Genomic DNA, 20,751 nt, shown 5'->3' with positions numbered 1-20,751 from the left:
ACGCCCCGGCCGTCGGTGACGGCCGGGGCGTACGCGTCTGCGGCCGGGGCCGGTGCGGCGCGTGAGCCGGCGAAGGGCGGTCCGGGTGCCGTCAGCCGGCCTGGGCCCGGCCGCCGGCGACGGTCTCCAGGTACAGCTTCACGTACCGCTCCACGTCGACGTCCAACGCCACGTCGACCAGGGCCTGTTCGCGGGCGCCGCCGTGCATCTCGGCCTCGCCGGGGCGAGGCCGGCGGTCGACGACGGTCTGGCCCCGGGTCGGGCCGGGGGCGAGGGAGACCTCGACCGGGAGGAGCCGGGTGGTCAGACCGGCCGGATCGGCGACGGCACAGACCGCGCCCGCGTCGCCGAGGCCGCCGGCCGGGTCGTCGCCGTCGGGCGCGTCGCCGTCCGGGTCCGGGGCGGCCGGCCGGTGGGCGAGAAGCTCCCCGGCGAGCCGGGCCCCCGGTTCCGCGCTCGCGCGCAGCCGTCGTACCTCCGCGCCCGGCACCACGACCCGCTGGAAGACGTCCAGGCCGTACATGGTGATCGGCACACCGGCGGTGAGCAGGACGGCGGCCGCCTCGGGGTCGTGCCAGACGTTGAACTCGGCGACCGGGGTGGCGTTCCCGGTGGCGACCGCGCCGCCCATGAACACGATCCGCTCGATGTTCCGGGTCACCTCCGGGTGGGTGCGCAGCAGCAGGGCGATGTTGGTGAGCGGCGCGGTGGGGATCAGGGTGACGGGGCGGGGCGAGCCGAGGATCTCGCGGCGCAGCAGGGTGACGGCGTCGACGTCGGCGGGGCGGCGGGTGGGCGCGGGCAGCCCGAGATCGCCCATGCCGTCCGTCCCGTGCACATGCCGCGCCGACCGCGCCGCCTCGATCAACGGCCGCTCGGCACCCCGCGCGACGGGAACGTCCCCGGCCCCGGCCCGCTCCAGCACGGTCAGGGTGTTGCGGACCACCCCGTCCACATCCGTGTTCCCGGCGACACAGCTCACCGCCCGCAGCTCCAGCCCCGGGTGGCGCACGGCGAACAGCAGGGCGAGGGCGTCGTCGACACCGGTGTCACAGTCGATGATCACGGGGGTGGGCTGACCGCTCACAGGGGGCTCCTTTCGCCGGGCCCGACTCTAAACGCCCTTGCGACCACCCTCGACCACTCGTGACCACTCTCGACCGCCTCCGGACTACTCCCCGTCGAAGTAGTGCCCCTGCTCAAGGTCCGCCACCAGCCCCGGCTCCTGCGGCTGCCACCCCAGCAGCTCCCGGGTCCGCCCGCTGCGCACCGGCACGTCCAGCGTCACGAACGCCCCGAAGAACCCGAAGTGCTCGGCGCGCCGGTCCTCCGGGACGCTCTGCACCGGAACCCCCAGCCGCCGCCCGATGACGTCGGCGATGTCCCGCACCGCGACCCCCTCCTCGGCCGCCGCGTGCAACTCGGCGCCCGCCGGCGCCTTCTCCAGCGCCAGCCGGTAGAGCCGGGCGAGGTCCAGCGTGTGCACGGCGGACCACTGGTTGGAACCGTCTCCGGCGTAGCCGGAGACGCCCGTGGCCCGCGCGATCCGGATCAGCGTCGGCAGGAACCCGCCCCGGTCCCGCGCACTGTGCACGACCGGCGGAATCCCGACGAGCACCGTACGCACCCCCTGTCCGGCGAGCTCGCCGAACAGCCGCCCCGTGGCGGTCCTCGGATTGGCGCTGTACGCCGCGCCGAGGTGCTCGTTGCCGTCGCCGTGGCCCATGCCGACCCCCAGGAGGGCCTTGCCGGTCCCGGCGAGCGCCTCGCCGAAGGCCTGCACCACGGTCCGGTCGGTGGCCGCCGCCCCGGCCATGTCCCCGGCGGCCATCGCCGCGTGGTCGAAGGCGAGATGGACGACGGCGTCGGCCTCGGCCGCGGCCGCCCGCAGGCCGTCCAGATCCTCCAGGTCGCCGCGGCGGACCTCGGCCCCCAGGGCCTTCACGGCCGCCGCGGAGTTCTCGGACCGGGCGAGGCCGACGACCTCGTGCCCGGCGTTCAGCAGTTCGGGGATGACGGCGGAGGCGATGTGACCGCTGGCGCCGGTGACGAAAACACGCATGACTGCACTCTCCCGAGGGACGAGAAGAAGGTGATGTGACTCGGTACCGTCACCATACCCTCGTGACGGTACCGAGTCACATCACTTAGGCTGTCCCCATGGCCCGATGGGAACCGAACGCACGACTGCGCCTCGTGCAAGCCGCGATCGACCTGTTCGGCGAGCAGGGGTACGACAGCACCACCGTCGCCCAGATCGCCGAGCGGGCCGGGCTGACCAGGACGACGTTCTTCCGGCACTTCCCGGACAAGCGCGAGGTGCTGTTCGCGGGCCAGGAGGAGCACGGCCGCCTGCTGGCCGAGGGAGCCGCAGCGGCACCGGACACGGCGACCCCGCTGGAGGTGGTGACCGCAGCCCTGGACACCCTGACCGGCTCCTTCACCCCGGAGCAGCGCGCGTTCGGCCCACGGCTGATGCAGGTCATCGACAGCCACAGCGAGCTGCGCGAACGCGCCGCGTTCAAGAGCCTCAACCTCAGCACGGTCCTGGCCACGGCCCTCCACGACCGCGGCGTGCCCGACCCCGCCGCGTCCCTCGCCGCCCACCTGGGCGCCCAGGCCTTCTCGGCCGCCTTCGCCCGCTGGATCACCCCGGCGAACGACCGCCCCCTCCCCGACCTGGCCCGCGCCTGCCTGACCGAACTCCGCGAGGCGACCGCGGCCCTGACGTAGCGGCCCTCACGTGGCGGGCCGGGTCACTCCCACAGCGCGGTCCCCCGCCCCGCCACCCGCTCCCGAATCCGCCCCAGCACGCTCCGGTGCACCATCACCGGCCGGTGCCTGCGGCCGTCCGCCCCGACGTACCGCAGCTCGAACCGCTCCGGCTGGTGGAAGTCGATCTGAACGGTGGACAGGGTGGACTCCCGCCCGGTGGCGTCCGCGATCTGCAGCACGCGGGGACTCACCCGGACGGACCGCTGCGGTGGTGGACGGGGGCCGGGGATGGTGGCGTGGGAGCACGCGTCGCGCCGACTGCGCGCTGCGCTGCTCCCGAGTCCTGGTCCTGGAGAGGCCCCCGCATGAAAGCCATCGCCTCCGGTCTCGCCGTCGTCGGCCTGCTCGCCGGCTCCGCCTGCACCGCCGAGCCGCCGCAGGCGTCCGCCCCGGCCGCCACTGCGACCACCGCCGAACGGCCCGCCCCGGCCAGCCCCGTCGCCTCGCCCGGCACCTCCGGTACGTCCGGCACCCCGGCGCTCACCGTCGAACAGGCGCAGGCCGCGCTGATCGACGAGGGCGACCTGGGTGTGCCGTGGACGGCGACCGACGGCACCGCCACCTGGCACGACGGCCTGCTCAAGGCAGCCACCGGCCAGGCCGACTGCCAGCGCCTCCTGGAGGGCCTGTACACCGACGAACTGCTCGGCACCCCCGCCGGCCCGCAGGCCGCCACCGCCCTCGACGACGGCGACGACGCGGCCCAGCTCCGCTACCAGGTCGACGCGAGCCGCTCCGCCGATGTCGAGCGGACCCTGGCCTGGCTGCGGACCCTGCCCCGCACCTGCGGGCAGTTCACCGCGCAGACGACCGCGGCCGGGACCGAGGCCGTCCGGATCACCGACGCCGGGCTGCCGAACGACCTCGGGGACGCGCGCCAGGGGCTCCGGATGACCCTCACCGCGCAGCCGACCGCCACCGACGCCCCGACCACCCTCACCCTCGACGTCGCCGTCGTCCGGGTCGGCGACGACGCGATCGTCCTCACCGCCGGCGCCCTCGGCACCCTCCCCGACGACACCACCGAGCAGGCCCTCGACATCGGCGCCCAGCGCCTCGCACAGGTACGGGAGAAGGGCCGGGCCCAGGCCTAGGGCCCGGCCGGCGCGTCTCGTACGGGTCCGAGGGCTGCTTCACCGTCCTCGCCGACGTCGCGTCCGGCACCGGCGGCCACGCCACGTCCGAGCCCGGTTTTCCCCTGGGGTGCCAGGTGCCGGTGATCCCGTCCCCTCACGGGACGGGCGGCGCAACGGACGGGGTGGTCCTACAGGGGCGGCTGTGCCGGTGCCGGTCCCAGGGTCGTCGTGCCCGGGGCCGTACGGTGGCCGAGGCCGGTCCGGTAGGCGTCCAGAGCCGCCTCCACCCGGCCGGTGCGGCGCAGCAGGTCGCCGAGGAGACGGCACAGGTCCGCCAGGTCGCCGGCCGCGCCCGCCCGCTCCAGCAGGCTCAGCGCCCGTACATAGTGCTCCTCCGCCGCCTCCGTGTCCCTGGCGTCCTCGGCGATGATGCCGAGCAGCCGGTGCGCGGCGGCCGAGTGGACCGCGCCGCGCTCGGAGGAGAAGTCGCCGAGCACGTCGTGGAGGAGATCGGCGGCCTCGTCCGACTTGCCCCGGCGGTGCAGGACGTCGGCCAGCTCGACCGCCGCCTGGCTGCGGTACAGAGCGGCGCGGGTCTCCGACAGCATGGCGAGAGCCTCCCGCAACTCCCCTTCCGCACGCTCCAGTTCGCCGTTCTGGGCGTAGACGTAGCCGCGCATCCAGTGGCAGTTGGCGAGTTCGGTACGGAGCTGGAGCTGGCGGTACAGCTCGGCGGCCTTGGCCAGGGAGGCGTCGGCCTCGGCGACCCGGCCCTCGGCGAGCAGGGTACGGGCGACGGACCGGTGCATCCGGGCGATCAGCGCGGGGTCGCCGGCCTGGGGGGCGAGGGCGAGGGCGAGTTCGGCGGCCTGGGCGGCGCGGGCGTGGGCGCCCATGTCCATGTACGGGCCGATGGCGGAGGCGTAGAGGAGCAGGAGGGCGTCCGGGTCGTGCAGGCCGCTGCGGTTGAGTTCGTCGAGCGTGGTCTCAAGGAGGTAGACGGCGTACCGGAGTTCACCGGCGAGGTAGTGGCTGACCGCCCGGCCGCGGATCGCCGGTACCCGTACCGGGAGCGGCTCGTCGGCCGTCCACAGCTCAGCCCGTTCGAAGTACTCCCTGGCCCGCCCCAGTTCACCGGTGTCCAGGGCGCATTCGCCCATCCCGAGCAGCGCGGTGGCCTGTTCGACCGCGAGCCCGTGCGCCTCGGCCTCCGCGAAGAGGTCCGCGTACTGGGCGGCGGCGGCCTCGGCCGCGCCGGTGGCCAGGGTGCGCTGCGCCTCGGTGAGCCGTAGCCTCAGGTCGGTGGCGAGGTGGGCGGGGCGCCCGCTGGCCAGCTCCTCGAAGCCGACACCGAGCCGGCCCGCGATGTGCCGCAGCGCCTCGTCGGAGGCCCGCACCCGCCCGGCCTCCAGCGTGGAGATGTAGGCGGGCGTATAGGCCGGTTCGGCCAGTTGCCGCTGGGTCAGCCCCCGCTCGGTGCGCAGTTGCTGCACCCGCCGCCCTATGGTCTCCGGATCGTCCCGCTCCTGCATCCTGCCATTCCCCCCAACTCCCCCAGAACCTCTTGCCGTTGAGCTCTGACTGCCCCTAGGTTAAACCGCGAATTAAACGTGCTTAACCCGCCCCTGTTGTTGCGAGGTCGCCGTGCTCGGACGCACATCCGCACGCCCCACCGCACGCCCCCGGTCCCGAGTCCGCTCGATCGGGGGGACCCCCACCGCGAGGAGTGTCGCGGCAGCGGTGATCGCCGTGGCCGCACTCATCACCGCCGCGAACGCCGGCCCGGCCCGGGCGACGGACAACGCCCCCGCTTCCCCCACCACGGCGACCGCCCGGCACACGGCCGGCCACTAGGCGCTGCGCCGGTCACGCGGTTCGTCCGCCGCGCCCCTCGCGGGGCACGGTTTTGCACCCCCACCCCACGATCGCCCCCGGCGGGACCCTCCCCCTGTCCCGCCGGGGGCCTTTTGCTGTGGACGGACGTTGATCAGTTCCGCGAATTGCCGCCCCCCGTTTTACAGAAAGCCCTTCCATTGAACTCTCAACTTGCCAATCTTGGAGTCCCGACCCGGATGTCATGTCCGGGTCGAAAAGACCGTACCAACGGACCGCGTCACCGCACACCAATCCCGGACCGTCGACTGGAGCCCCCCGATGTCCCGAACCCGGACCCGCCGCCTCGGCCGAGCCGCCGCCGTCGCGGGCAGCGCCGCCGCGCTCACCCTCGCCCTCCCCTTCACCGCCTCCGCCGGGGTGCTCCAGAACCTCCCGGAGAACGCGACCTCGTACGAGAAGAACTTCGAGCCGCTGTACGACTACGACACGGACAGCTGCTACCCGGCCGCCGCCATCGACCCCGACGGCAACCTCAACGGCGGCCTGAAGCCGACCGGTTCCGTCACCGGCAGCTGCCGCACCGGCCACCTCGACCACGCCAACACCTACTCGCGGACCAAGTGCAACAACGGCTGGTGCGGGACCATCTACGCCAGCTACTTCGAGAAGGACGAGGCGTCCCCCGGCATCGGCCACCGCCACGACTGGGAGTGCATCGTCGTCTGGGTCAAGCAGGGCGACTCCACCCCGTCGTACCTGTCCGCCTCCCAGCACGGCGACTTCGAGACCGAGGCGGTCGCCGACGTCCCGATGAGCGGTCAGCGCGTCCAGGTCGTCTACCACAAGGACGGCCTGAGCACCCACGACTTCCGGTTCGCCAAGTGGGGCGAGACCCCGGAGAACGACGACGGCGCCTGGCACCAGGAGAACCTGCTCACCTGGGAGAACATGGCCTCCAACCTGCGCACCGTCCTGAACGCCTCCGACTGGGGCGACGCGAACTTCCCGCTCCAGGACGCCAAGTTCGACGACCACCTCAACAAGGCCAAGCCGAGCGCCGTCACGTTCGACCCGTACGCCTGAGCCGGACGACGCCCGGCGGTCTTCCTGGACGGCCGGGCAGCTGATGAGGACGGACCGATGCCGGACAACGAAGGAGCCGCCAGGCTGGCTCAGCGCTTCCTGGACGAAGAGACCGGGCCGGGCGACGCCCCCCTGGCTCTCGTGGCGGAGGAACGCGCTCACGTAGGCGGCCTGTACTACTTCGGCTGCCAGTCGGTCGCCTGCCTCCGCAGCGGAGAATTCCGGGACATGGCCGTCGGCACGGGCGGCGTATCCGTCGACGCGGAGACCGGGACGTGCCGTGTTCTGGGCGCGGTCGAGGCCGCTGGACTCGACCTCTTCCGACGTGCCGCACCACATCGAAAGCAGGTTCTGCAAGCGCTCGGCCGAGGTTTCCCGGCCGAGCGTTCTGCGTGAGCGAACTTCTAGTTCGTCTGCAACTGCCGCAGGTGCTGCTGGACGTTCTCCAGTGCGCCCTCCCGGCGGCCCGGCACCCTGAGTCTCAACTCCGCGAGGGCGGGACCGAGTTCGCGGGCCCGTGCCGTTTCCTTGATGGCGCCCCACTGGTGGTGGGCCCGGTCCACGGCCGCCTCGACGGCCGGTGCGTCGGCCGGCTGCCCCGCGGCCAGCCGGGCATGCGCCACGGTCAGCCAGGTACGGCAGCTGCGCGCCGCGTCCCCCGCGAACATCGCGAGGTCGGCCCGTACCTCGGACCAGTGCAGGGCGTCCTCGGAGGCCGGCCCGTGCGCCCGCGCGGCCGCCTGCTCCCAGCGGGCGGCGAGCTCGTCCGCCTCGGCGTACCGCCCGTCCCGTACGGCCGCGCTGATCGCGTCGTGCGGATCCCCGCCGGCCGGGGTGTGCGTGCTGAGCAGGATGTCGGAGGCGACGTCCGCCCCGAGCCGCGCGACCACCTGCTGGTGCAGCTCCGCCATCGCCGGCCGGTGCCCGCTCCGCAGCAGGGTCGCCACGGCCTTCATGTACGACGGTGAGCCGATCCCCCGCCGGGCGGGCGGCGGCGCGATCCGCCCGTGCACGGCGTTGTTCCGCCCGCAGTCGAGCGGAACCGTGTGCAACTGCTCCCAGGTCTCCGGATCCGCGTGCAGATCGAGCACCAGCGTCGTCGCCCCGGCCGGCCGCAGTCGCAACTCCTCGCGGACCCAGTGCCAGGGCAGGCCGGTGTACCGGACGGTGGCCGACGTGGTCCGGGCCAGCGCGAGATGCGGCAGGCGCTGCTTGCGGTCCAGGTGGAGCTGGCCCGCGACGAACACGGTGAGCGGACCGGGGGCGGCCGCGGCGGCCCGCAGCCGGGTCAGCACCGCCTGCGGCTCCAGGGGGTCGGCGAGTTCGACGACGTTGGCGGTCTCGGTGCCGGAGAGTATCGCCGGGGGCACGGCCGCGAGCACGGAGAGCACGGAGGCCGCGTCCACCATGCGCGCTTTGCCTGTCGGCGAGGCCGCGATCAGCAGCACGGTTCCGGGCATCGGGCCCTCCCCCTTTGTTCCCCGTTTTCACTTACGCCAGCACGGTAACCGCTGCGCTTGCAAAGCGGGGGGTACGGGGGAGGTTTGGGCCGGGTAAGGACCGGTACGACCACCACGGGGGCTCGCCGAGACCACCCTTCCTGCCCCTGCTCCTCTTGACGACAACACCCTCCTGGTACCGCCCGGTTGCGATGTGCAGCGCCGTCGTGGCCGGTCGCGCAGTTCCTCCCCCAGCCTTCGGCCGGGGGGACCCCCAGCGCCCCTGACGGGCGCCGTGCAGCCCCCTGTTCTTCCGCCGCGACGGCGCTCGGCCACGACGGTGCGACTCGGCGGTGCCGAACTGTCGGTACTCCACCGACGTGGCCGGTCGCGCAGTTCCTCCCCCAGCCTTCGGCCGGGGGGACCCCCAGCGCCCCTGACGGGGCGCTGCAGTACCGCGTCTCTAAGAGGTCGCGGTGCGGCGTACCGCGAAGATCGTGGTGTCGTCGGAGAGGCGGCCGTGGCTGTGGCGCAGGACGCCGTCGCGGATGTGGGCGACCAGGCGGGTGGGGTCGGGGGCGGGGGCCTGGGTGGCTGCCTCGGGGAGGGGGAAGAACGTGCCGTCCCTGTTCCTCGCCTCTGTCACGCCGTCCGTGGTGATGAGGAGGGTTTCGCCGGGGGCGAGGGTGACGGTGAGGGTCGGTGGTGGGCCCTTCGACGCGGTCAGGTCGGCCATGCCGAGGGGGAGACCGCCGCCCGGGGGGAGGGGGCGTACCCCCGTCGGCCCCACCGCCAGCGGCGGCTCGTGGCCGAAGTTGATCATTTCCACGACGTCCGGGGCGTCCGGCGGAAAGCCCAGCAGGACCGCCGTGGCGAAGCGGTCGCCGTCGTCCCGGCCCAGCGCCACCGTGTGGCTCCGGTGTCGGATCATCCGGGTCTCCAGCCGGTCGGCCACCGTCGCGAGGTCCCGTTCGTGGTAGCCCGCCTCGCGGAACGTCCCCAGCAGCGCCGCCGCCGTCTCCACCGCCCCCAGCCCCTTGCCCTGCACGTCCCCGACCAGCACCCGCGTGCCGTGCAGCCCCGGCTGGATGTCGTAGAAGTCGCCGCCCACCCGGGCCTGGGTGTCGGCGGCCAGGTACACCGCCGCGTGCTCCAGCCCGGCCCACCCCGGCGGCAGCGGCCGCAGCACGGTGCGCCGGGTCGTCTCGGCGATGTCCCGCATGTGCAGCATCCGCCGTTCGCCGTTCCTGCGGATCACGCAGGCGAGGATGGCCAGCAGCCCCGCGAAGGCGACCAGGATGAAGTCGGGCAGGCCGGCCCGGTACTGGTGGGGCCAGGCGTTGTCCACGGCGACGTAGTCGAGGACGGAGAGCACCGCGAAGACCGCCGTCGTCCAGACCCCGCAGATCGCCGCCGCGATACCGGGGACCAGGACGATCCAGGAGACGATCCGGAACCGCTCCGTGGTGTTGAGGTCGACCGCCGTGATCCCGGCGAGCAGCAGGAGCGGCGCCACCCAGGCGATGCTCCGGCCCCTGGCCCACAGCAGCTCCTTGCGCCGCCGCTGGGCCTGGTGGTCGGTCACGAGAGTCAGGGAACCACGGGCGGGGACGCGTCGCACGTCGTGGGACGCGCCGTACGGAACGCCGTACGGGATGTACTGACCGACTTGCCAGGGGGTACCCGCAGGTGTGCTCTGGAAGGTGGGGGCGAGGAGAGAGGAGCACGCTCATGGCTCAAGCGGCACCCACGTCCGGCGGAATGCCCCGGAGCGGCCGGACGCCCGACGTGTTCAGCACACAGATGCACGCCAGGGCCCGGGTGGCCATACCGGTCGTGACCGGGCTGATCTACGGCTACTGGGCCGCGGCCAACCGGCGCATGGGCGGGCCCATCACCGGCGGGAACCTGCTGTTCGGCTTCCTGACCGCGCTCGTCTTCGCGGTGGTGCTGTTCGGCGTGCTGACCATTGCCCCACGGCTGCGGCGGGAGCTGCACGCGGTGGTGTGGACGGCGTTCATGGGCGTCGCCTTCGGCTTCCTGTACAGCCAGAGCGGCGACTCGATCCTCCGGTGCATCGCCATGGCGCTCGCGGTCGCGGCGGTGACGTTCATCGTGATGTTCTACCGGTTCTACACGCACGAGGACGCGGCCGGACACCGCATCCGGTAGCCGGCATCCGCTGGCCGCGTACCCGGTGACAGCGCGTCACCGGCCCGCGCGTGGGCCCCGGCCCCCACGGCCGGGGCCCACGTGTTTCCCCTTTTTCCCCTCACCAGTCGCCGGGACGCCGCGGGCGCTCGGCGACGCCTCCAAACCAGGAAACACCCGTTCGGGTCAACCCTCCACCGGAGCGCGGCGCCCCAAGGGTTTCCGGGCGCCGGCACCGCCGTACCGCCCGTTCGGACCGGCCCGAGCCCCGCGATCCCCCGAATGCAGTCACCCCGCTCGCCTGACCGGCCCTCAGGGGCTTGCCTGGAAGCGTGCCCTCCGTGCCCCCGGGGTCCCCCTGGCCCACGCCGCCCTCAGCAGGTCTCCGGCGTGCCGTGTCGGCCCTGCTGATCGTGCTGGGCTGCCTGCTGCTGCCGTTCGGCGCGCTCGCGGCCTGGGCGGCGTACGGGCTGGCGGACACCGGACAGTACGTCAGCACGATGGCACCGCTGGCCGACGACCCGGATGTCCGGGACGCCGTGGCGGACACCGTCGGCGACGGCATCATGCGCGAGGTGGACGTCGGCCGGCCGATGCGGGGCACGGTCGCGCCGTTCGTACGCGAGGCGGTCCGTTCCTTCACCCAGACCCGGGCGTTCCGGCTGGCCTGGGACGCCGGCAACCGGGCCACCCACGACGCGGTGCTGCGCGCGCTCCAGGACGAGCGCGAGGAGCCCGTGACCGTCGACCTCGCGCCGGTCACCGCCCAGGTCAAGGACCAGCTCACCCAGGACCATGTGCCGCTCGCGGCCCGTATCCCGGTCCAGCACACGGCCGTCGCGGTACTCCCGGCGGCCGAACTGGACCGGCTCCGGAAGGGGTTCCACGTGCTCGAGGTCGCCGGCTTCTGGCTGCCCGTCGCGGCCGTCGTCTTCGCGGTCGGCGGCATCGCGCTCGCCGTCCGCCGCCGCCGCGCCGTCACGGCCACCGCGCTGGGCACGGCCCTGGGCGGCGCCCTGCTCGGCCTCGCCCTCGTCATCGGCCGTCGGCTCACCCTGGCCGACCTGCCGCCGGATGTCTCGCACCCGGCCGCGGCGGCCGTCTACGACGCCCTGACCGCCACCCTCCGCACGGTCTCCTGGCTGCTCCTGGCCCTCGGCCTGACGGTGGCCGCGCTGGCCTGGGTCGGCGGACACCTGCGCCGGTCCAGGACGCGGGAGAGGCGGCAACCGGCCGCCGGCCCAGCCGATTCCGCGTCCCTCAGCGCCGATTCACAGGCTCCTGACCAGAACATGCCAGTCATGTAACCGGTTGCTCCTCCCGGAGTCACCCGGCGGGCGCACCGGCCGACCACCGTGGCGCAACGACGGCCACCGGTACGGAACACCGGCGGCCGACGTGAGCTGAGGAGCCCCCACCCGATGAACCGTCTCACCGCGCGCCGCGCCGCTGTTGCCGTGACGGCCGGCCTCGCCCTGCCGTTCGCCGCCGCCCTGCCCGCGCAGGCCGCCGACTCGACCGTCACCGAGGCCCAGTGGCTGTCCGACGTCGCCGCCGTCACCGGCCCCGCGCAGAGCTACATCGACGGCCGCGTCGCCGCCGACACCTCCGGCGCCAAGCCGGCGATCGTCCTCGACATCGACAACACGTCGCTGGAGACCTACTTCGAGGGCGCCGGCACCAGCACCCCCGCCACCCCGCCGGTGCTCGCTCTCGCCCAGGACGCGCACGCCAAGGGGGTGAGCGTGTTCTTCGTCAGCGCCCGCAGCAACCTGTTCAACGCGGTGACCAGGTCCAACCTGACGTCGGTCGGTTACCCGGTCGACGGCCTCTACGCGCGGACCGTCGCCCAGCTGCTGACCGAGTCCGTCGCGGACTTCAAGACCTCGCAGCGCAAGGCGATCGAGGCGAACGGCTACGACGTCATCGCCGACATCGGCAACAACACGACGGACCTGACCGGCGGTTACGCCGACACCACCTACAAGCTGCCGGACTACGACGGCCTGCTGGACTGATCGTCCGCCGGGGGGTGCCGCGGACCGCGCGCCGCGAGGGCGGCCAGCGTCCGCAGCGCCCCCGCCAGCTCCGGCTCCGCGGCCGACGCGAGCCCGAGCCGTACCGCGTCCGGCGTCCGCTTCGGGTCGACGCGGAAGGCGGTACCGGGCGTGACGGCGATCCCGCGGGCGGCCGCGGCCGCCGTGAAACCGTCCGCCCGCCACGGCTCGGGCAGCTCCCACCAGGCGAAGTACCCGTGCGGATCGGCCCGTACGGCGAACCCGGCCAGCGCCTCGCGGACGAGCCGCTGCCGCCGTGCGGCCTGCTCCCGCTTGGCCGCCACGAGCCGCGCCACGGTCCCGTCCCCGATCCACCGCACAGCCGCCTCCAGTGCGAACGCCCCCGCGCTCCATCCGCCGGACCGCACGGCCGCCGCCACCGCGTCCACCCGGCCCTCCGGCACGACGGCGAACCCGGCGGTGAGACCGGGCGCGACCCGCTTGGAGAGTCCGTCGACGAGATGGACGAGCCGCGGCGCGAGGGCGGCGAGCGGCAGCGGCTCGGGGTCGCGGTGCAGGAACGACCAGATGCGGTCCTCCACGACCGGAAGCCCCAGGTCGTCCACCGCCCGCGCCAGTCGGAGCCGGCGCTCGGCCGGGACGGTCACCGACGTCGGGTTGTGCAGGGTCGGCTGGAGGTAGAGCGCGGACAGCGGCGCGGACCGGTGCACGGCGAGCACGGACTCGACGAGGGGCCCGTCCTCGTCGGCCCGCACCGGGACGAGCGTGACGCCGAGCCGCCCGGCGACCTCCTTGACCAGCGGATACGTCAACGGCTCCACCCCTACCCGGGCGCCCGGCCGTACCAGGGACCCCAGGGTGGCGGCGATCGCCTGCCGGGCGTTGCCGGTGAAGACGATGCGGCCGGGGTCGGGCCGCCAGTCGCCGGTGGCGAGCAGCCCGGCAGCGGCCTCCCGGGCGTGCGGGGTGCCGTCGGCGGCGGCCGGCCGCAGGGCGTCGGTGAGTGCGTCGGGCCGCAGCAGCGGAGCGAGGGCCGGGGCCAGCAGTTCCGACTGCCCCGGTACGGAGGGGTAGTTGAGCTCCAGGTTGACGCGGGCGGCACCGTCCTCGACCAGCGCCCGTCCCTGCGGCACGGCCTGCGCGGCCCGCACGAACGTCCCCCGCCCGACCTCGCCCACCACCAGCCCGCGCCGCACGAGTTCGGCGTACACGCGCCCGGCGGTCGAGGCGGCGATCCCGTGCCGCCGCGCGAACGCCCGCTGCGGAGGCAGCCGTTGCCCGGCCCGCAGCCGCCCCCGCGCGATGTCCAGCGCGATCCGGTCGGCGATCCCCCGGAAGTCGTCCACGGTCCCCCCTCTCCCATTGCACCGAGAGCAAAGATTTTATTGCACCGAGGAGTTGTGGATCCCTAGGGTCGTGCACATGCCCCCCTTCCTCGCATACGACGACAGCGGCCTGCAAAATCCGCAAAACTCGCACACCCCTCTCCTCCTCATCCACGGTCACCCCTTCGACCGCACGATGTGGCACCCCCAGGTGGCCGCCCTCGCCCCGGCCCGCCGGGTCGTCGCCCCCGACCTGCGCGGCTACGGCGCCTCCCCGGTCACCCCCGGCAGCACCCCGCTCTCCCGCTTCGCGGCGGACATCGAGGAACTCCTCGACACACTGGGCGTGCGGAGCTGCGTGCTCGCCGGCCTGTCGATGGGCGGCCAGATCGCGATGGAGTGCTACGGCCGCCTAGGCCCCGCACGCGTCCGGGGCCTGGTCCTGGCCGACACCTTCCCCGACCCGGAGACCCCGGAGGGCAGAGAGGCCCGGAACGCCATGGCCGACCGCCTCCTGAGGGAGGGCATGCGCGACTACGCCGACGAGGTCCTGGAGAAGATGGTCGCCCCGGACGCCCACCCCGACGTGAAGACCCACGTCCACCGCATGATGACGGCCACGAACCCCGAGGGCGCCGCGGCAGCCCTGCGCGGCCGCGCCGAACGCCCCGACTACCGCCCCCTGCTCTCCAGGGCGACGGTCCCCGCCCTGATCGTGGTCGGCGCGGACGACGAGTACACCCCCGTCTCCGACGCCGAGGCCATGCACGCCCTCCTCCCCGACGCCACACTCCGCGTCATCGACAAGGCGTCCCACATGCCCAACCTGGAACAGCCGGAGGACTTCAACCGGGCGTTGGGAGAGTTCCTGGCACGGGTCGACGAACAGTTCGCCATCCCGGACGAGTGACGCAGCGCCTCTGTCAGCCCGCCCGGCACCCGAACCCGAAAACCGGACAGCACCCCCCTCAGCCCGTCCGACACCCAAACCCGAAAACCGGACAGCACCCCCCCTCAGCCCGTCCGGCGTTTGAGGACGAGGCCGTTCAGGCCGAAGCGGGGGCCCGGGGGCGGCAGCCCCCGAAACGGCGACCGGCGACCGGCGACCGACGCCCGCACCCGCACCCGCACCCGCCCCCTGCGCCTGGCCGATACCGACCACCGCGCCCTCGTCGAGGACCTCACCCTCCACCGGCACAAGCACTGATAATGGGCGCATGTCCCGCGAGTTCCCCATCGGCCTGACCCCTCCCGACTGGCTGGTAAGGAACCTCCGGCCCCAGCAGGCCGCCCCCCTCAACTGGGCCGCCCTCGCCCGCGCCGCGCTCGCCATGAGCCTCCCGCTCGCCGCCGGGCTCGCGGTCGGACAGCCCGCGTACGGGGCGCTCGCCTCGATGGGCGCCCTGTCCGGGGTCATCGGCGACACCGCCGACGCCTACCGGATGCGGATCCTCAACATCGCGGTCCCGCAGCTCTTCGGCGCCGTCGGCGTCACCGTCGGCTCGCTGGTCTACGGCCAGGGCTGGCTCACGGTCGCCGTCGTCACCGGCATCGCGCTGCTCTCCGGGATGATCTCGACGATCGGCGCGGTCTCCTCCGTCTCCGGCCTCCTGCTCCTGCTCAACTCCGTCATCGGCGCGGGCCTGCCGCTGCCCGGCGCCTGGTGGCTCACCCCGGTGCTGATGACCGGCGGCGGCCTGCTCGTCCTCCTCCTCGCCCTGCTGGCCTGGCCGCTGCGCTCGGGCGTACCGGAACGCGCGGCGGTCGCCGCCGCCTACCGCACCGTCGCCGACCTGCTGTCCGTCAGCGACGGCGACGACGAGGCGTACGACCACGCCCGGCACACCGTCACCCAGTCGCTGAACCAGGCGTACGACCTGATCCTGGCCCGGCGCGCCCGGTACCACGGCCGCAGCCGCGAACTCACCCGCATGCTCGCCCAGTTGAACGCGATCACCCCGGTGGTGGAGGCCGCCCCGGCCGTCCGGCTCGCCCTCCGCGCCGGCAAGCCGCTGCCGCCCGAGGTCCCGGCGGCGGTCCTGCACATCGCCGACGCCGTCGAGACGGGCTACACCGGCCCGATAGGGCTGCGCCTGCCCGAGCCCGGCAACGAGACCGGCCGCGCCGTCGACCACGCCCTGCGGCACGTGGCCGAGGTCGCCACCAGCCCCGCGTCGACCCTCCCCCACTCTCGGCTCCGCTCGAGCGGGAGGGACCCCCAGGCCATCGACGACCGCCTGGGCCGCCCCGCCGCCCTCGGCATCCGCACCGCCCGCGCCGCCCGCAACGTCGTCCTCTCCGCCAACTCCTGGCGCTACGGCATCCGACTCGCCCTGTGCATCGGCATCGCGCAGGCCCTGGTCTCCCTCGTCCCGGTCCCGCGCTCCTACTGGGTCGCCCTCACCATCACCTTCGTCCTCAAGCCCGACTTCGGCTCGGTCTTCTCCCGGGCGCTGCTGCGCGCGCTCGGCACGGTGGCGGGCCTGGTGGTGGCGGCGACGGTGCTCACCGTCGTACCGCGCGGCTGGTGGGACGTGCCGGTGATGATGGTCCTGGCGCCTCTGGTCCCGGCCCTGACCCCCCGGGGCTACGGCTTCCAGACCGCCGCCATCACCCCGGTCATCCTGCTCCTCTCCGACAACCTGAACCACCAGGGCACGGCACTGCTCCTGCCCCGTCTCCTGGACTCCCTGATGGGGTGCGCGATCGCGCTGATCGCCGGGTACCTGCTGTGGCCGGAGAGCTGGCGCACCCGGGTCGGCGACCGGCTGGCCGACGCGGTGGCGGACACGGCGGCCTACGTCGAGCTGGCCTTCAAGGCGGACGCGGAGCCCGCCGCCCGCGCCCGGCTGCGGCGCCGCCTCTACCGCGACCTTTCCGTCGTCCGCACCGAGTTCCAGCGCGCCCTGACCGAGCCGCCGCCCACCGGCCGCCGGGCGGCCGCCTGGTGGCCCCTCGTCGTCGCGGTGGAACGCATCGTCGACGCGACGACGGCGGCCCGGGTCCGGGTACGGCACGGGGCGCCGCCCCCGGACCGGGCCGAGGTCGACCAGGTGACCCTGCAACTGCGCGAGCTGGCGGAGGGCGTCCGCCGCTCGGAGACCCTGGTCGCGGTCCGCACGGACCTCACGGGCCCGCCGGACAGCGTCCTGGAACCGCTGCGCCAGGAGGTGGCGGCGGCCAGGGCGATCGCCTCCCCCCACTGACGTCCCCGTCTCACACGCCGATGTCGCACCCGTCCTTGCACCACACGGCGACGACGGCGGGCCGCACGATCTTCCCGGGCCCGTCGGGCCGGCCGCTCGCGGGGTTCTCCACACTCGCGCCCTTGATCTCACCGGGATGCTGCACGGCGACCAGCAACAACCGATCGCGCTTGGCGGGAATCGGACCGACCGGCGTGAGGACCTTCACATCCGCCGCAGTCAGATCCTTCAGTCGGTCTGCAGGCAACACTCCGACAATTGCCTTAACTCACCCCATAGAGTGACATACCGCTCAATCATCATCAAAATCTGAACCCGATATGAACCTAAAGGAAATGAGAGGGAGTTGAGAACAGACTGGGACTCGACCGCCGTACGCCCGACAGGAGTCACCGACCCTCCCCAAGATCGCAACCTGGGGCCGCTAACCTTACGTGTCCGTCCTGGCCAGCGGTTGACGGGTATCAACTCACGCGAAGGGTTGCGCACATGGGCATTCTCACTCTCCTGCGGAACGCATTCGGCAGGTCGCGAAAGCCGCGCCCTGCCGAGGCAGAGGGTGCGGACCAGCTCCCTTCGCAGTCCGCGCCGACTCCGGCGGCCCCGCAGAGGACCCCGGAACCGGAAACCCCGGCCGCGGTCCCGGAGCCCCGTCCGGCAACGACCGACGAACACGATCTGGTCTCAGCGGCGTTCGACAACGTAACGGTCCCGAAGCAGGCAACCCGCCTGATCGAGCCAGAGGTGGAAGTGCAGCCGGAGCCCGGCCCGTCGACGGAGGCCACGGCCGAGCCGGCGGCAGCCGAGACCGAGGCTGAGCCGGCTGAGGTCGAGACGCCGGAGCCGGTTGCCGAGGTGGCACCGACAGGGGAGTCGGCGATCAAGATCGAGGCCGAGGCCCCGGCGGAGCCGGTGGCGGAAGCCAAGGCTGAGGCTGAGGCGGCTGTCGAGCCGGAGCCGACAGCGGAGGTGACCGAGGAGACGGCGCCGGAGTCGGCCGCAGAGCCCGAGCCTGTGGCTGAAGCGGCCCCGGGGCCGGTGACCGAGTCCGCCCCGGTCGCGAAGTCCGTCACCGAGCCGGAGCCGGAGCCGGTCGCCGAAGCGGCAGCCGAGCCCACGCCCGAACCTGCGGCCGAGACCGAGCCCGAGCCCGAGCTGACGTCGGAGCCGGTGGCCGAGGCCGAGCTGACGTCGGAGCCGGTGGCCGAAGCGACTGCCGAGCCGGAGGCCCAAGCGGCCGCGACGCCCGAGCCCGAGCCGGTAGCCGAGACCGCCCCGGAACCCACCCCCGAACCGGCCCCCGAAGCAGTCGAGGCGCCAGCCGAGACCGCCGCCCCGGAACCCGCCGCGGCCGCCGACGGCGAACCCGCCCCCCAGGGGCCACCCGCACCCGACGACGAAACCGTCACGGGTGGTGCGGGCGGGAACACGAAGGCCGAAGGCGAAGCCGAGGCCACGGCCCCCGGCGACGCCGCAACCACCGCCCTCGCCAAGGCCAACCTCACCGGCACCCGCGCCGCCACCTACCTCGTTCTCGACCGCTCCGCGAGCATGCGCGCGTACTACAAGGACGGCTCCGCCGCGGCCCTCGCCGACCAGACCCTCGCCCTCGCCACCCGCCTCACCCCGGACGGCGAGACCCCCTCCGTCCACGTCGTCTTCTTCTCCACCGAGGTCGACGGCACCACCGACCTCACCCCCGCCTCCCCCGAGAACGCGATCGACGACGCGCACGCCGGCCTCGGCCGCATGGGCCGTACCAGCTACCACGCGGCCGTGGAAGCCGTCCTCGCGCACTACGACGCGAACGCCACCCCCGGCTCCCCCGCCCTCGTCGTCTTCCAGACCGACGGCGCCCCGGACGCGAAGACCCCGGCCACCCAGTCCCTCACGGACGCCGCAAAGTCCCACCCCTCCGTCTTCTTCTCCTTCGTCGCGTTCGGCGAGCACGAGAACAAGGCCTTCGACTACCTCCGCAAGCTGAAGACCGACAACACGGCCTTCTTCCACGCGGGCCCGACCCCCCTGGAGCTCACGGACGCGGAGCTCTACGACGGCCTCCTGATCGACTGGCGCCCGTAAGGGCCGCAGCGGCACGCAATGCCCCGGGGGGTGGACCGGAAGCTGCCGGCCCACCCCCCGAAACGCGTGTGAGTCGATCTTCTCGGGCCAAGTAGGATTTCGACTTATGGCGGCCACTGGATCCGAGAAGCAGGGTGGAAAGGCGTACTACGTCACCACCCCCATTTATTACGTCAACGACGCTCCTCACCTGGGCCACGCCTACACGACCGTCGCAGGCGACGTGCTCTCCCGCTGGCACCGTCAGCGCGGCGAGAAGGTGTGGTTCCTCACCGGCACGGACGAGCACGGTCAGAAGATCATGCGCACGGCCGAGACCAACGGGGTCACCCCGCAGGCCTGGGCCGACAAGCTCGTCACGGAGGCCTGGAAGCCCCTGTGGGAGCACCTGGAGATCGCGAACGACGATTTCATCCGCACCACGCAGAAGCGGCACACCGACCGTGTCCAGGAATTCGTGCAGGACCTGTACGACAAGGACGAGATCTACAAGGGCGGCTACGAAGGGCCGTACTGCGTCGGCTGCGAGGAGTACAAGCTCCCCGGCGAGCTTCTCGACGGCGAAGGTGACTTCGCAGGTCAGAAGCTGTGTCCGATCCACAAGACGCCTGTAGAGATCCTCAGCGAGGAGAACTACTTCTTTAAGCTGAGCGAGTACGGCGAGAAGCTCCTTGCCCACTACGAGGCGAACCCGGACTTCATCCAGCCCGAGTCCGCGCGCAACGAGGTCGTCAACTTCGTCCGCCAGGGCCTGCAGGACCTCTCCATCTCCCGCTCAACGTTCGACTGGGGCATCCCGATCCCCTGGGACGACAAGCACGTGATCTACGTGTGGGTCGACGCGCTGCTGAACTACGCCACGGCGGTCGGTTACAACGAGAACCAGACGAAGTTCGAGGACACCTTCCCAGCCGATGTGCACCTCGTCGGCAAGGACATCCTCCGCTTCCACGCGGTGATCTGGCCCGCCATGCTGATGGCCCAGGGCCTCCCGCTGCCCGGCAGGATCGCCGCGAACGGCTGGCTGATGGTGGGCGGCGAGAAGATGTCGAAGTCGAACCTGACCGGCATCAAGCCGCAGGACCTGACCTCGCACTTCGGCGTGGACGCATACCGCTGGTACTTCCTGCGCGCGATCGCATTCGGCCAGGACGGCTCGTTCTCCTGGGAGGATTTCTCCGCCCGCTACACCAGCGAGCTGGCGAACGACTACGGCAACCTCGCCTCCCGGGTGGCGGCCATGGTCGGCAAGTACTTCGGCGGCGAACTTCCGGCAGCCACGGCCGACGGCGAGGCAGAGAAGGCCGTCCACGACGGTCTGGCAAAGGCCGTCACCGAAGCGGATCGCCGTATCGGAGACGAGCTGAACTTCCAGGGCGGCATCCTGGCCATCTTCGACTTCGTCAAGCAGGTCAACGGCTACCTCACGGAGCAGGAGCCGTGGAAGGTGGCCAAGGACGACTCCGCCGAGGGCCGGGCCCGTCTCGCGACGATCCTCTACACCGCCGCGGAATCCCTGCGCTCGGTCGCGGTGCTTCTGAACCCGATCATGCCGGACACCTCGCAGAAGCTCTGGGACTCCCTCGGCGCGGAGTCGGCCCTCGGCGCTCTTGCGGACCAGCGGGTCCAGGAGGCCGGTACCTGGGGCAAGCTGCCGTCCGGTTCGTTCGTCACCAAGGGAGCAGTTCTCTTCCCGCGCCTGGAAGAGAAGCCGACCGCCTAGTTTTCAGGGCCCGGGTGAACCGTTGAGTAGGGCAGGG

At 72.9% G+C, this 20,751-nt stretch carries 19 protein-coding genes and 1 pseudogene; 12 read left to right on the top strand and 8 right to left on the bottom strand.

The genetic code is table 11. The features are described 5' to 3' along the window. Positions 1 to 91: 91 nt before the first annotated feature. Positions 92 to 1,087, bottom strand: a complete 996-nt coding sequence (locus ACZ4UV_RS26580; RefSeq protein ID WP_467841160.1) for a nucleoside hydrolase — start codon at positions 1,085 to 1,087, stop codon at positions 92 to 94. A gap of 84 nt (positions 1,088 to 1,171) precedes the next feature. After that, positions 1,172 to 2,062 (bottom strand): SDR family oxidoreductase, encoded by an 891-nt coding sequence (locus ACZ4UV_RS26575; RefSeq protein WP_451019202.1) that lies wholly within the window; start codon positions 2,060 to 2,062, stop codon positions 1,172 to 1,174. A gap of 98 nt (positions 2,063 to 2,160) precedes the next feature. Here ACZ4UV_RS26575 and ACZ4UV_RS26570 point away from each other — a divergent pair, with 98 nt between their 5' ends. Further along, positions 2,161 to 2,733, top strand: coding sequence for a TetR/AcrR family transcriptional regulator (locus ACZ4UV_RS26570; protein ID WP_390045664.1), 573 nt, complete (start codon positions 2,161 to 2,163; stop codon positions 2,731 to 2,733). Positions 2,734 to 2,783: 50 nt separating this feature from the next. Here the strand turns inward: ACZ4UV_RS26570 and ACZ4UV_RS26565 are convergent. Further along, positions 2,784 to 2,951 (bottom strand): annotated as a pseudogene (locus tag ACZ4UV_RS26565) (threonine--tRNA ligase); the annotation flags it as partial. Between the two features lie 129 nt (positions 2,952 to 3,080). On the opposite strand from ACZ4UV_RS26565, the gene ACZ4UV_RS26560 reads away from it, so the two are divergent. Continuing rightward, on the top strand, positions 3,081 to 3,869 hold the full coding sequence (locus ACZ4UV_RS26560) for a hypothetical protein (protein ID WP_451019203.1): 789 nt from the start codon (positions 3,081 to 3,083) through the stop codon (positions 3,867 to 3,869). Positions 3,870 to 4,039: 170 nt separating this feature from the next. On the opposite strand, the gene ACZ4UV_RS26555 is transcribed toward ACZ4UV_RS26560, so the two are convergent. Beyond that, positions 4,040 to 5,383 (bottom strand): helix-turn-helix domain-containing protein, encoded by a 1,344-nt coding sequence (locus tag ACZ4UV_RS26555; protein WP_467841156.1) that lies wholly within the window; start codon positions 5,381 to 5,383, stop codon positions 4,040 to 4,042. Positions 5,384 to 6,005: 622 nt separating this feature from the next. On the opposite strand from ACZ4UV_RS26555, the gene ACZ4UV_RS26550 reads away from it, so the two are divergent. Beyond that, positions 6,006 to 6,770 (top strand): NPP1 family protein, encoded by a 765-nt coding sequence (locus tag ACZ4UV_RS26550; RefSeq protein WP_451019205.1) that lies wholly within the window; start codon positions 6,006 to 6,008, stop codon positions 6,768 to 6,770. A gap of 57 nt (positions 6,771 to 6,827) precedes the next feature. Continuing rightward, complete coding sequence (locus tag ACZ4UV_RS26545; RefSeq protein ID WP_467841153.1) at positions 6,828 to 7,166, top strand: hypothetical protein; 339 nt, start codon at positions 6,828 to 6,830, stop codon at positions 7,164 to 7,166. Positions 7,167 to 7,174: 8 nt separating this feature from the next. Here the strand turns inward: ACZ4UV_RS26545 and ACZ4UV_RS26540 are convergent, their stop codons facing one another. After that, entirely contained in the window at positions 7,175 to 8,230 is a 1,056-nt protein-coding gene (locus tag ACZ4UV_RS26540; RefSeq protein ID WP_467841150.1) for a hypothetical protein, read from the bottom strand. Positions 8,231 to 8,672: 442 nt separating this feature from the next. Then, complete coding sequence (locus ACZ4UV_RS26535) at positions 8,673 to 9,794, bottom strand: PP2C family protein-serine/threonine phosphatase (RefSeq protein ID WP_467841148.1); 1,122 nt, start codon at positions 9,792 to 9,794, stop codon at positions 8,673 to 8,675. A 146-nt stretch (positions 9,795 to 9,940) separates the two neighbouring features. Here ACZ4UV_RS26535 and ACZ4UV_RS26530 point away from each other — a divergent pair, with 146 nt between their 5' ends. The 3 genes from ACZ4UV_RS26530 (at position 9,941) to ACZ4UV_RS26520 (ending at position 12,378) form a co-directional block, all read left to right on the top strand. Continuing rightward, the gene (locus tag ACZ4UV_RS26530) at positions 9,941 to 10,381 is read left to right on the top strand and encodes a hypothetical protein (protein WP_451022683.1); all 441 of its coding nucleotides are present in this window, start codon (positions 9,941 to 9,943) and stop codon (positions 10,379 to 10,381) included. Between the two features lie 374 nt (positions 10,382 to 10,755). Further along, positions 10,756 to 11,667 (top strand): hypothetical protein, encoded by a 912-nt coding sequence (locus ACZ4UV_RS26525; protein WP_451022682.1) that lies wholly within the window; start codon positions 10,756 to 10,758, stop codon positions 11,665 to 11,667. Between the two features lie 114 nt (positions 11,668 to 11,781). Continuing rightward, positions 11,782 to 12,378: an HAD family acid phosphatase gene (locus ACZ4UV_RS26520; protein WP_467841144.1), complete on the top strand. Its 597-nt coding sequence runs from the start codon at positions 11,782 to 11,784 to the stop codon at positions 12,376 to 12,378. Here the strand turns inward: ACZ4UV_RS26520 and ACZ4UV_RS26515 are convergent. After that, positions 12,357 to 13,724: an aminotransferase-like domain-containing protein gene (locus tag ACZ4UV_RS26515; protein WP_467841141.1), complete on the bottom strand. Its 1,368-nt coding sequence runs from the start codon at positions 13,722 to 13,724 to the stop codon at positions 12,357 to 12,359. The genes ACZ4UV_RS26520 and ACZ4UV_RS26515 overlap by 22 nt on opposite strands. Positions 13,725 to 13,800: 76 nt before the next feature. Between ACZ4UV_RS26515 and ACZ4UV_RS26510 the strand changes: the two genes are divergently transcribed. From ACZ4UV_RS26510 to ACZ4UV_RS26500, 3 genes are all read left to right on the top strand, one after another. After that, a complete protein-coding gene (locus ACZ4UV_RS26510; protein WP_467841138.1) occupies positions 13,801 to 14,613 on the top strand; it encodes an alpha/beta fold hydrolase in 813 nt (270 codons plus the stop codon). 120 nt (positions 14,614 to 14,733) lie between these two features. Further along, positions 14,734 to 14,910: a hypothetical protein gene (locus ACZ4UV_RS26505; RefSeq protein WP_467841135.1), complete on the top strand. Its 177-nt coding sequence runs from the start codon at positions 14,734 to 14,736 to the stop codon at positions 14,908 to 14,910. A gap of 10 nt (positions 14,911 to 14,920) precedes the next feature. Then, positions 14,921 to 16,909 (top strand): FUSC family protein, encoded by a 1,989-nt coding sequence (locus tag ACZ4UV_RS26500; RefSeq protein ID WP_467841132.1) that lies wholly within the window; start codon positions 14,921 to 14,923, stop codon positions 16,907 to 16,909. A 10-nt stretch (positions 16,910 to 16,919) separates the two neighbouring features. On the opposite strand, the gene ACZ4UV_RS26495 is transcribed toward ACZ4UV_RS26500, so the two are convergent. Continuing rightward, entirely contained in the window at positions 16,920 to 17,156 is a 237-nt protein-coding gene (locus ACZ4UV_RS26495; protein ID WP_451023053.1) for a hypothetical protein, read from the bottom strand. Positions 17,157 to 17,398: 242 nt separating this feature from the next. Here ACZ4UV_RS26495 and ACZ4UV_RS26490 point away from each other — a divergent pair, with 242 nt between their 5' ends. After that, positions 17,399 to 18,991 carry a VWA domain-containing protein gene (locus ACZ4UV_RS26490; RefSeq protein ID WP_451023052.1) on the top strand — a complete coding sequence of 531 codons (1,593 nt, stop codon included), beginning with the start codon at positions 17,399 to 17,401 and terminating at the stop codon, positions 18,989 to 18,991. A gap of 106 nt (positions 18,992 to 19,097) precedes the next feature. Then, positions 19,098 to 20,714, top strand: coding sequence for a methionine--tRNA ligase (gene metG, locus ACZ4UV_RS26485; protein WP_451017755.1), 1,617 nt, complete (start codon positions 19,098 to 19,100; stop codon positions 20,712 to 20,714). Positions 20,715 to 20,751: the final 37 nt, after the last annotated feature.

This window comes from Streptomyces sp. NPDC028289 (assembly GCF_055565975.1).
The sequence above is the reverse complement of the archived record's forward strand: the minus strand, read 5'-3'. Positions and strand labels throughout refer to the sequence as shown.